We start from the raw sequence: 12,737 nt of genomic DNA on the forward strand, positions 1-12,737 counted from the left end.
ATGAAAAGAAAGAAAAATATTTTAAATCGAAGGATTTTTAAAGAATTAAAGGGAGGGCTTCCTAAATATTTTGCCATAGGAATTTTTTTGACTTTAATGATTGGTTTTATCTCAGGCCTTTATGTGGCGAATGGTAGCATGGAGCAGTCGCTAAATAGATTTATGCTGTCCAATAAATTGGAAGATGGACATTTTGAATTAAAAGAAAAAGCGAATGCAGATTTATTATCTAAAATTCAAAGTGGAGAAAAGGCTAATCTGAAAGAGTACTATTTGCATAAGGCAAATGACGAGTTTGATAAAACCTTTGAAAAGGAATTTAAAGAACAGTTTGAAGCGGAAAGCAAACGACAGTATGAAAAATTATTATTGAGGCAAGGTTTAAACAAAGAAAAGATAGCTCAGGAATTGAATCTTGGATTTGAAAAATATAAACAAACAGATGATTATGCAAAAAGCTATAAAAAGGCTTATGACAAAGCCTATAGTGAGGGCCGAGAAAAAGTAAAACAAGAAGTCGATGCAGAATATAAAAAAGTGGAAAAAAAATTTGACTTAAATGATGCTGACGTTAAAGCGGTTCCGGTAACGGTTCATCCTTTCTTTTATAAAAATGAGGTCGAGGATTACAACTTAGACGGGAAAAAGGATGGAAAAATTCGACTTTATCAAAAGACAGATGAAATCAACCGAGCGGATGTTCTTGAAGGAAGATTACCTGAAAACAAAAACGAAATAGCGATTGACCGAATGCATGCAGATAATGTGGGCTTAAAAGTTGGGGATCGTATAAAGGTCGGAAAGAAAATGTATACGATAAGTGGACTTATTGCTTATGTGAATTACTCCACTTTGTTTGAAAAAAATACAGAGGTCGTGTTTGATGCAATCACTTTTGATATAGGAATGGTCACAGGTGAAGCCTTCCAAAATATTGTTGAAGATACGCATTATTCTTATGCTTGGACGTATAAATCTAAACCAAAGGATAAATATATAGAAAAAGAATTATCGGATTCTTTTATTAAAGTTTTGGCAAGCCAAGTTATTACTGATGAGAATGAGATAAAAGACTATTTGCCTGCTTATGAGAATCAAGCGGTACAATTTGCTCCTAAAGATATTGTAAAAGATAGAGCTTGGGGAGGGCTTTTGCTCAGTATTTTAATGGTAGTCATTGCCTTTATTATTGCCATTACTACAACTAATACCATAAATATGGAAGCTTATCAAATTGGGACTTTGAAAGCTCTTGGCTATACGAAAGGGGAACTTATAAGGCACTATATCGCTCCTCCAATATTTGTTACTCTTATAGCAGCAATACTGGGAAATATCTTAGGATATAGTGTCTTTAAAGACGTAGTTGTAAACCTTTATTACAATTCCTATTCTTTACCAAGTTATAAAACTCTTTGGAATAGTGAAGCTCTTATAAAGACAACACTAATTCCTTTGACGATTATGCTATTAGTAAATTTGATTGTAGTATCTCATGCTATGAAATATTCAAGCTTAGATTATCTAAGAAGAAATTTCAAGAAGGACAAAGCAAAAAGAAGTATCAAATTGCCGAATTGGAAGTTTTTTAGTAGATATAGAACAAGAATTATTTTACAAAATATTCCTAATTATTTCATGCTGTTTATCGGAATCGTATTTGTCTCTATTTTGTTGTCACTAGCTATTGGATTACCAGATTCTCTAAACTACTACAAGAGTCATTCTTCTGATATGATGATTGCAGACTACCAATACATCTTGAAAGACTACAAAGATGATGGAAAAATAATCAGTACTAATACGGAGAAAGCAGAAAAATTTTCTTTAACGATTCTTTCAAGGAAAGGCAAAGAGCATGAAGAAGATATTAACCTCTATGGTCTTGCTGACAAGAGTTCTTATGTGAAAATCAATCATTTAGAAAATCTAAAGGAGAATGAAGTATATATTACAAAATCATATCAGGACAAGTTTCAGGCTAATGTGGGAGATACTATTATTCTTAACGAAAAATATGAGAATAAAAGCTATGAATTTAAAGTGATTGGAATTTACGATAAATCTGCACAACTTGGTGTATTTATGCCGATAAAAAAGAGTAATGTTTTATTCGGCAAAGAAGAAGGTTTCTTTAGCGGCTATTTATCAAGTCAAAAAATTAATGATATAGACGAAAATTTGATCTACACTGTAATTACAAAACAAGATATTACAAAAATGGTGGATCAGATGGAACATAGTATGGGTTCTTTTGTAAAATATTTTCAAGTTTTATGCTTCTCTTTGGCGTTTATATTAATGTTTCTTTTGACCAAGATTATTATTGAAAAAAATAGTAATGCTATTTCGATGACAAAAATTTTAGGATATACCAATAAAGAAATCTCAAAGCTTTATATCAGTTCAACAACGATATTAGTGATACTGTTTACATTTTGTGCTGTGTTTATTGGAAATACAGTTATGAATTATTATTGGCAATCGCTGATGAGGCAGATGAGTGGTTGGTTTGAATATCGTATCTCTACCATAGGATATGTAAAAATGTTATTAATTATTTTTGCTGCCTATTTCGTTGTAGTGAAGCTAGATTTTAGGAGAATTAAGAAAATTCCTATGGATGAAGCTTTAAAAAATGTAGAGTGAGTATCACTAAAATGACGAGCTTTGAGGGAAGAAACTATATTAGCGAGGAATCGAGCAGTCACAGGGCATCTAAAGAAACAAACACAAAGAAAGAGCCCAGATCTAGGACTGTAGAAAAAGCATAAAATTATAGCAAATAAAAAGATTTGAACCTATCCTACTTCCACTAATCTATTATTTTGCACTAACATTCTTGATGAAACAGACCGAAGAAAAGTGGCTGCTAGAAAAATTTGGAGATAGATATGTTGAATATTGTAAGAGGGTGAATAGAATCATTCCTTGGCGTAAATATAAATAAATATATGCTTTGCATAATAAATTAACAAAGAAAAACAGGGCGCAATAAAATTAGTTGGGCGCCCAAGTGAATTTATACAAAATAGGAAAAGAAGTGAGAAGTGCTATTGAAAAAATTGGTGGCACTATGTCGGAAGATTTGTCTGTTCCAGAGAAAAGCATTCAACAAATAGAAAAAGAACAAATGAAACGTCTAAAGGATAAAGCGAAAAAGGGCAAATTGATGTTGGATGAATAATATTTGTCCAAAGAAAATCATTCATATTGTAGTATCACCATTGATACTGTTTTGATACTAAAAAACTCTAAAACCACAAATAATAGGTATAGAAATAGCTAAAAACAGAAGCTAAAAAGATATTGATATAAAATTAAAGAAACAAATATGCCATGGTAATTATTGAATGGGAATAAAATCTAATAAGCCCTGTACATTAGTTGAAAGATGTACAGGGATTTTCTCTTATTCAAAACAAAAGTGATACAATGTATTCAATAGTGATAAGGGGAATAAATAATTATGTTAAAAAACCCGCGTTGTTTATATGAAAGTAGTATAGATAATTTTATAGCAATAGACCGAGATACTATTTTTGGAAAGTTATGTGAAGGTTATCATGGAGATACTCTTACTACAACAAGAGAAGCTTGGTTAAATGAGATAGAGATTCTGCAAAATCAATTATTGTTATGGAAAGACTCGAATGGTCAGATTATTTTCGAGTACGATATCCCACGATTAGGGAAAAGAATTGATGTAGTATTACTATTAAAAGGGATTATTTTTTGCCTTGAGTTTAAAGTTGGCGAATCAAAGATAATTGAAAATGATATTGATCAAGTCCTGGACTATGCTTTGGATTTAAGGAACTTTCATAAATTTAGTGAATCTAAAGTAATCGTCCCAATTTTAATTGCGACAAAATACCAAAAACATTCTTCAATCATTCAGAAATCTGTATATAACGATAAAGTACTGAATCCACTTGTGACAGGTGAAGGTGGTATTCAGGAGCTTATAAACAAAGTGATAAGTTTATATCCAGATGAAGAAGATATAGATAGCAACTGGCTTATTAGTCCTTATGCACCAACACCAACAATTATAGAAGCAGCTAGAACACTTTATGAAAGTCATTCTGTAGAGAACATCACAAGACATGAAGCTGATAAGGTTATGACTGATACTACAATTGCGTACATTCTTGATGTTATCAAACGTAGTAAAGAAAATGGTGAGAAGAGTATTTGTTTTGTAACTGGAGTTCCGGGTGCTGGAAAAACATTAGTTGGTTTAGATGTGGCTGTAAAGCAGACATACCGAGGGACTGATGCACCAGTCTTAGATGAAGGTGCGATATATCTATCGGGGAATGGTCCTCTAGTTGCAGTACTGAATGAGGCTTTAGCACTTGATAATTATACAAAGTGTAAAGCTAAAGGTGAGAAGAAGAATAAATCTGACTCCAAGCGAGAGGTAAGTAAGTTTATACAAATCATTCACCGATATAGAGATACCATGCTTGCAAAGATTAAAAATCCTGTTGAAAATGGCATTTTAGAAATTGATGAGGCTAAAGCTGTAAAGATGCAAGATGCAGGATATGGTGAAGTTGAGCATGTTGCAATATTTGATGAAGCACAAAGATCCTGGACGCATGAAAGATTAATGAATTATCTAAAACGAGGAGGAACATACGGAAATAAGCTTAAGGTTCCTAATTTTCCTATGTCTGAAGCATCATTCCTTATTTGGTCACTTGATCAACGCGAAGACTGGGCAACTATTGTATGTCTAGTAGGTGGAGGACAAGAAATCAATACAGGTGAAGCAGGTATTTCAGAATGGATTAAATCATTAAATGAGACATTTACGCATTGGAAGGTTTATATCTCTCCAAAATTAACAGAAGCTGAATATGCGGAAGGACAAGTTAATGAATTATTAAAGCATAATCCAAATGTTACTTACTCTGATAGTTTACATTTAGGAGTTTCTTTACGCTCCTATAGAGCAGAAAAGTTATCAGCTTTTGTACATGCACTTTTAGATATCAATGGTAATGCAGCTTCCATTTTTGTAGAGATAAAAGATAAATATCCGATTGTATTAACTAGAGATATGGAAAAAGCTAAGAAATGGCTGCAAAGTAAAGTGAGAGGAACAGAAAGAACAGGCGTTCTAATTAGTAAAGAATCTGCAAGATATAAACCATTAGGTATTCATGTATTACCATCTGGTGATGAGGATGCGGTGCATTGGTTCCTTGAAGATAAACAAGATACTAGATCTTCTAATTATCTAGAGGATGCTGCAACTGAAATTCAGGTTCAAGGATTAGAGTTGGATTATACTTGTCTTTTGTGGGATGCGGATATGCGTTATGAAAACGGTAAATGGCATTTTTACCGTTTCAATGGAAAAACTGCATGGAAAGAAATTACTAATAATAAAGAAACTAGTTCAGAACGTATTAAATATATGTTAAATGCGTATAGAGTACTTCTAACACGTGCAAGAGTAGGAATGGTTATTTGTGTCCCAGAAGGTAACGGTACCAAGAATCCTAATGGTTATTGGGAAGATAGTACACGATTACCAGAGTATTATGATGGTACTTACGAATATTTAAGAAGTTTAGGAATTGAAGAGATTTAATGTTATGAAAACAATAAATGTAGTCGCTGCAGTAATAAGAGATGAAGACAAGGTGCTTGCAACTGCGCGAGGATACGGAGAATATAAAGGTTGGTGGGAGTTTCCTGGTGGGAAGATTGAATCTGGGGAAACACCAAAAGAAGCTTTAGTTAGGGAAATTCAAGAGGAGTTAGATATTCGTATAGAGATAAATGAATATATTACTACAGTTGAATACGATTATCCACAGTTTCATTTATCTATGCAATGTTATTTTTGTAATAGACTATCTGGTAATTTAACATTAAAGGAAGCCGAAAGTTCTAGGTGGCTATCAAAGGAAAAACTTAATTCAGTGAAGTGGTTGCCAGCTGATATGATACTACTAGATTACATAAGAGTATTTCTGGAGAAGAGGTGTTGATAAAATAATTTCACGTAAAATAGCCCTCATTATTAGATAATATTATTACTATTGAAATTTATGAAAATACTAAATAAACGCAAATTCCCAAATCTATTTTCATAATATTTTTATAATCTTAAAGTTTTATTTGTTATTTTGATATCTCTTTTTGGAGTTCGATATGCAAAGAGATTTTCTATATTTTGCTATGGTTCTTCTTGAAACATCAAATCCGAGTAATTCAAGTTCATTAGAAATTTGCTCGTCTGTTAATGGGTGATCAGATAACTCATTACTAATTGAAGATTTGATAAACTTAATAATAAGGTCTTTACTCGTTCCTCCTTTTGTATGAGAAGTGAAAAGCAATTTGACGGGATAAATTTCATTTTGGAATTCAAAATATTTATTTGATAATGTTCTAGATACAGTAGATTCATGAAATCCTGATTTCTCAGCTATTAATTGTAATGTACATGTCTCTAACTCATCGTTATATAGAAAATATGACTTTTGTAAATTGACTAATATATTTGCAAGTAATAATAAAGTTTTATTTCTTTTGTTTATATGATCTATAAAAATATTTGCCTCGTTAAAATACTTGATCAAATCTGGATTACTACAAATCTCTTTTGAATAATTATTATAGATTTGAACTTGACCAAAATCTTTTGGAATAAGAGTAATATTTTCATCTTCTATAATAATAGAGAAATCTGGAATAATTATTTTTTTGGGATCAAACTGATATTCTTGACATGGATATGGCATGCATGTTTTTATCTGGCTAATATAAATATATATTTGATCTAATGAGCAATTCTCAGACTTAGAAATTTTTTTATATTCGCCATTTATAATCTCTTTTTGATATGTAATGAGAATGTGATGTGCTTTTGTAAAATTCTTTGCTTTTAGTTGAATGCAAATACTTTCTAAAGGATTTGATGCAAAAACTCCCAAAGGTTCAAATGACTGGAGTATTTTCAATGTACTTTCGATTAATTCAGGTTTAACATTCAAATTGTTTGAGTACTCAAAGACTGTCTCAGTAATAAAGCCATTATTATCTAAAGATTCAATAATATAATTTGCAACATGTTGATCTATAGAGTATTTGCATGTATGTAATTGAAAATACAAATCTTCTTTCAATGATTTTTTTGAAGAGAAGAAATTATTTACTAGTTGATTCATGTCTGATGGAGGAGTATATTCAATTAACGGATTATTATTAGCTACTTCAGTTATTAGATCTATAATATCACTTGAATTTAGTTTTAAGATATCTAATGATTGCTTCATTGTTTGATTTAAATTAAAAGATGGTTTTAATGATTGAATTGTTTTAAATTGCTGTTTCACATTATGTCTCCTTTATAAATTATTCTATATGTAAGAGCCAAACTGTCTAAATTAAATATTTGATAAAAGTATCGATAATATTGCATGCATGTTTAAGTTAATTTATCATATATCTATTTTTATGAAAAGTACAAAAAATTATAGTGAAGAGACTTTACCCTCAATTATTTTTAAAAGTTCCTCTTTGCACTATTTTCTTAGTGAAAGTTCCCTTTTATGATAATGGCACAAGGGATATGTGCCAGGAAAGTGGAGAAAAGGAGGAATATTTTATGACTAGCACATACAAACAGCTTTCTTTTGACGAACGACTCATTATTCAAAATCTGTTGTCTGATCCTAACATCACGCTCAAGATGATTGCCCTTACTCTTAACAGGAGTCCCAAGGCCATTCGCTATGAGATAACACACCATCTTAGAATTGTCGTCCGTGCCAATACTCATAATAAGTGTGGTAGACAAAATCAATGTAATCGCACAAGGTTATGTACTCACTGTCTACAAGGTCGTTGTAAGTTCTGTAAACATGATAACTGCAATGATCTATGTTCCGATTTCATCTCTTCACCAATATGCAAACATACATCTCGTTTCCCCTATGTCTGCAACAATTGCCCAGATGCCAAAACCTGCAAGTTGCCAAAGGTATTCTATATGGCCGATGTTGCCCAAAAACAGAGGGATGACAATGTCAGTAGTTGGAAGGAAGGACCAAAGAAATCAGAAGCACAAATGAAGATGATTGTCGATGCCTTTGAGAAAGGCGTCAAACAGAACCTTTCACCAGACATCATCATACACAACAATCAGTTGGACATATCAGTATCTACCGCATATCGTTATATTCATTTTCGTCATATGGGCGCCATCATCAATGTAGACCTCAAGCGTCAGGTCAAATATAAAACACGCTCTTCCAGCAAACATGTCGTGATACCAATCAACTATGATTGGCTTGAAGGCAGAAGATATGAAGACTATCTCGAACGTATCGAGAATGAAGATGTTTCCATCAATATATGGCAAATGGATACAATACTCGGCAAGCAAGGCGATGAAGAGAAATGTGTCCTTTCACTCCTGCATACAAGATCGAATCTACAGTTATATTTTCTGTTAAAGGAAAAAAGCATGTTGGCTGTCCAGCGTGCATTCGAAATCATCAAGGATGTACTGGGACCTGAACTATTTTCTATGACCTTTCCAATCATTCTTACTGACAATGGCTCTGAGTTCCACGATCCTCTAAGTCTAGAGACCGATGCATATACAGGAGAAAAACTAATATCCATCTACTACTGCAAGGCCGGAAGAAGTGATCAGAAAGGTAAATGTGAGAAGAACCATGAACACTTTAGAGAATGTGTTCCAAAGGGAAAGAGTATGAATGCATTGACCCAGAAGGACATCAACTATGTGTCTGACATGGTAAACAATTATCCTCGTAGATCCTTAAACTACAATTCACCTATCGATATCGCCGCTCTATCACTAAACAAAAAGGTGTTAAGTCTTAACAAGTTGACTCACCTCAACATCAAACAAGTTAAGCTTACACCTATCATCCACTAGCCGATTTGGCACATATCCCTAACCTACAAAAAGGAACTTTCGATGAGAAAAAATTTAAACCATCATTGAAAGCCGAGCTTTCGTATGCCCAAATCGCCTGTCTATACATATTCAATATCACAAAATATCTTATAAGTACACTATTACAGTAAAATGTTTCTTCTCTTTAGCCCTAAAAATGGGGAACTTTCGTTGAAAAGGAACTTTCGTTGAAAATTGAGCGAAGAGACTTTACAGCTCTAATATGATTATGTAATGTATAACTTAGAGATAGTCTGTTGCTTAGTATAATCTGTTAATTGTTATAGAGAATACGTTAAATAAAGGGTTGGTTTTACTAAATATACTTTTCATCATTTTACTATATAATCTTACCTTATGGTTAAGGGATAAAACTAAATGATTGCTTATCGATACTAGGGGGGGCATATGAAAGAAAGATTATTAAAAATTATCAGAGATAATACAAAAAATGGAGAATATAAGCAAAGTACTATTGTGAATTTAAGCCGAATATTGAAAATTTCGAAAGTTAATATTCTTGAACTGATTAAGAAACTACTAGATGATGGATCGATTTTAAAGGTTACAGAAAATCCGGTATTTTTTATAGATCGTTATATATTTGAGAATATGTATAAAACTAAGGTAAAAGGTAATTCTATAAATGATATAGATACATATATTTCTTTACTCAGTAGTAATCCTCAAGATTTTAAGAAATTAATAGGCTGGGATAGAAGTCTATCGCAGTTAGTTGAACAATGTAAGGCAACTATTTCTTATCCGCCAAATGGATTACCTATGATGTTACATGGAGCAACTGGTACTGGTAAGAGCTTGATAGCCAAATTATCCTATGAATATGCGGAAAATCATAATTTTCTACAAAAAGAGAAAAGATTTGTTTCTGTAAATTGTTCTGAATATGCAAATAATCCTGAATTACTCACAGCAAATTTATTCGGATATGTTAAGGGAGCTTTTACAGGCGCAGATCGTGATGTAGAGGGATTAATCTCGTTAGCAGATGGAGGCGTCTTATTTTTGGATGAGGTACATAATTTAAAGGGAGAGTGCCAGGAAAAACTTTTCCAGTTCATGGATCAGTCTATATATCATAGGGTTGGTGATAATAAAACTTGGTATACTTCTCAAGTACGATTAATTGTTGCAACAACAGAAGAACCGGATAAGGTTTTGTTGCGTACACTTTTAAGAAGAATCCCAATGATAATTGAAATTCCTTCATTAGAAAATAGAGGATTACAGGAGAAGGTAGAAATATTACATCATATTTTTAATCTTGAACAAACTCGTCTTAACATTAAGATAAAAATGTCTTCTCAAGTATATAATCTTTTGATATCTAGCAAATATGATGGAAATATTGGAGGACTTAAAAGTGTAATACAATCATGTTGTATAAATTCATTATTTCAAATTAATTCATTAAATGAAATGGAAATTACTTTGAGGAATCTTCCTGAGAATTTTTTGAAAAAAGTTCGCATTGAGAAGATTGTGGCTAATCATACTGAAGAATTCATATATGTTGATAATTTAGTAAAAAGAATAGGGACTAATAATCGAATAATAAAACTATGTGAAGGAATCATCAATTTATATACAAAAAAAGATGATCAGAAATTTTATGATAGAGCGTCTAAAAAGATATTAGAGTATTTAGATGAGAGTTTAATTGATGGAAACATGCAAAATAAAACTGACTTTTATAATGAAGGGATACGTCATATTTTGCAGTTGGTCAATATGCATTATCATCTGGAATTAAGTAATAACAATATATTAGCAATGAGTAGATTGTTTATAGATTTCATGCATAATGCACATGTTATTGCAGAGTGGTCACGTGAACGAGAGGATAACATTAGTATAATTTTAGAAAAATTAAAAAATGATAATCTGCGTTTAGATAGTATTTCAGTAGAAATCATTAATTATTTTGAAAATTATCTGGATATGAAACTTTCAAATTTGGAATTAATTATGCTATTGCTTTTTTTACAAATGTACTCTGTTACAAATATAATTGAGCGACGTAGTGCCGTAATTCTTGCACATGGGTTTTCAACAGCAAGTTCTATTGCTTCAGCTGCGAATCAATTTTTAGGGAAATATATCTATGACTCTATTGATGTGCCACTAAATGTAGATTCAACTACTGTCATAAAGCAGCTAAATTCATATATATCTAAACTAAATAATATAGAGGAATTGATATTATTAGTTGATATGGGATCGCTTGAGAGTATATATACTGGGTTGAATCTAAGAAATGCAAAGATAGGAATTATAAATCAAGTTACAACTTCTAGTGCTTTAGAAATAGGATCTAGTTTACTACGTAATGAAACTTTAGAGGTAATATTTGATCGTGTGGCTAATCAAGGTGCAATTAAATACCGTATTGAAAATAATCTACGAAAAACTCCATTAATCCTATGTTCTTGCATGAGTGGAATGGGGGCTGCAGAAAGACTTAGAGAGGTTATTATGAGTTCGTTACCTGCAAACTCAATAATTAAAGTTAAATCTTATAATTACTATGATTTATTAAAAAACTCAATAAATGATATGTTATTTGAAGATGGTAAAGTAATTTGTGTTGTAGGAACAATGAACCCAAATATTAAAGGTTTAAATTTTATTGCAATCGAGGATTTAGTAATTAATACTGATAGTCAAAATTTTGACGAGTACTTTAAAGATTATCTATCCACAGAAGACTTAGACTTTTTCAAGAAAAATATTTTAAAGAATTTTTCACTTTCTAATATTATGAATACTTTAACTATTTTGAATCCGAATAAATTGCTTGAATATGTAACGGAAGCGCTTGAGAATTTGCAAAATCGAATGAAGGTACATTTATCTAGTAAAATATGCTTAGGATTATATATGCATGTATGTTGTTTAATAGAACGTTTGATTTTGCATCAAGATATAGAAACATATCCAAATATTGAGGAATTTGTAGAGAAGCAAAATACTTTTATTTCATATGTAAAAGACTCATTTAAAGAAATAGAATATTATTATAAAGTACAAATACCTACAGAAGAAATAGGTTATATCTTTGACTATATTAATGCACAAGAAACGGGTGTATCTGATGGTTTTTAGAATTTGAAGAAATAATAATCCAATAAAATGCTGTGATGAATAAGTTTATAGATTCACTTATATAGATGTGATGCCTGGACCTTTGCTTTATGTGTAAGGAGCCGGGCCTTTTATTATTTAAACGGTTCGCTATTTTGTAATTATATATACTCATCTAAGGCAATGGCACAATTTATGCTTGTATAAAAGTGATTATAAAATCTTGAAAGGAGGGAGATGCCAAAGTGGTGAACTTAATATTAGCTTCACATGGTGATTTATCAAAGGGTATTCTTAATTCCACAATGATGATCACAGGTGATCTACATAAAAATGTAGAAACATTTAGTCTTTATCCTGGAGAAAATCCACTTGATTATGCTAATGAATTAAAAAACAGAATAATGAGAACTAAAGATACCTGGATAATAATTGCAGATATTCAAGGCGGAAGTGTACATACAGCACTATTACAGCTTACAACATTAGATAATGTAATAGTTTTCTCTGGTATGAATCTAAATCTTGTATTAGGTATTATGCTCGATGATTATGAAGATTTATCAGAAGATCATCTTCGTACGATTATTGATGAAGCTAGAGCGGGAATTACATGTAAAAAACAGATGGAAGTACAAATTGAAGATGAGTTTTAGGAGAAAGGAGGGACTTTGAA

At 31.6% G+C, this 12,737-nt stretch carries 8 protein-coding genes; 7 read left to right on the top strand and 1 reads right to left on the bottom strand.

Annotated elements, in window-relative coordinates; genetic code table 11:
• The 4 genes from RGT18_RS01840 (at position 1) to RGT18_RS01855 (ending at position 6,011) form a co-directional block, all read left to right on the top strand.
• The gene (locus tag RGT18_RS01840) at positions 1–2,649 is read left to right on the top strand and encodes an ABC transporter permease (RefSeq protein ID WP_028078615.1); all 2,649 of its coding nucleotides are present in this window, start codon (positions 1–3) and stop codon (positions 2,647–2,649) included.
• A gap of 367 nt (positions 2,650–3,016) precedes the next feature.
• The gene (locus RGT18_RS01845; RefSeq protein ID WP_245580940.1) at positions 3,017–3,187 is read left to right on the top strand and encodes a hypothetical protein; all 171 of its coding nucleotides are present in this window, start codon (positions 3,017–3,019) and stop codon (positions 3,185–3,187) included.
• Positions 3,188–3,469: 282 nt separating this feature from the next.
• Positions 3,470–5,608: a DNA/RNA helicase domain-containing protein gene (locus RGT18_RS01850; protein ID WP_028078613.1), complete on the top strand. Its 2,139-nt coding sequence runs from the start codon at positions 3,470–3,472 to the stop codon at positions 5,606–5,608.
• Between the two features lie 4 nt (positions 5,609–5,612).
• Entirely contained in the window at positions 5,613–6,011 is a 399-nt protein-coding gene (locus RGT18_RS01855; RefSeq protein WP_028078612.1) for a (deoxy)nucleoside triphosphate pyrophosphohydrolase, read from the top strand.
• 126 nt (positions 6,012–6,137) lie between these two features.
• Here RGT18_RS01855 and RGT18_RS01860 read toward each other — a convergent pair whose 3' ends face one another.
• Positions 6,138–7,361: an RNA polymerase factor sigma-54 gene (locus tag RGT18_RS01860; protein WP_028078611.1), complete on the bottom strand. Its 1,224-nt coding sequence runs from the start codon at positions 7,359–7,361 to the stop codon at positions 6,138–6,140.
• A 272-nt stretch (positions 7,362–7,633) separates the two neighbouring features.
• On the opposite strand from RGT18_RS01860, the gene RGT18_RS01865 reads away from it, so the two are divergent.
• The 3 genes from RGT18_RS01865 to RGT18_RS01875 all read left to right on the top strand — a co-directional run bounded on the left by RGT18_RS01865 (position 7,634) and on the right by RGT18_RS01875 (position 12,717).
• On the top strand, positions 7,634–8,935 hold the full coding sequence (locus RGT18_RS01865; protein ID WP_338174639.1) for an IS30 family transposase: 1,302 nt from the start codon (positions 7,634–7,636) through the stop codon (positions 8,933–8,935).
• A gap of 429 nt (positions 8,936–9,364) precedes the next feature.
• The gene (locus RGT18_RS01870) at positions 9,365–12,082 is read left to right on the top strand and encodes a sigma 54-interacting transcriptional regulator (protein WP_028077839.1); all 2,718 of its coding nucleotides are present in this window, start codon (positions 9,365–9,367) and stop codon (positions 12,080–12,082) included.
• A 227-nt stretch (positions 12,083–12,309) separates the two neighbouring features.
• Positions 12,310–12,717, top strand: coding sequence for a PTS sugar transporter subunit IIA (locus RGT18_RS01875; protein WP_338174916.1), 408 nt, complete (start codon positions 12,310–12,312; stop codon positions 12,715–12,717).
• The last annotated feature ends 20 nt before the right edge of the window (positions 12,718–12,737 follow it).

Source organism: Solobacterium moorei (assembly GCF_036323475.1).
GTDB lineage: Bacteria > Bacillota_I > Bacilli_A > Erysipelotrichales > Erysipelotrichaceae > Bulleidia > Bulleidia moorei.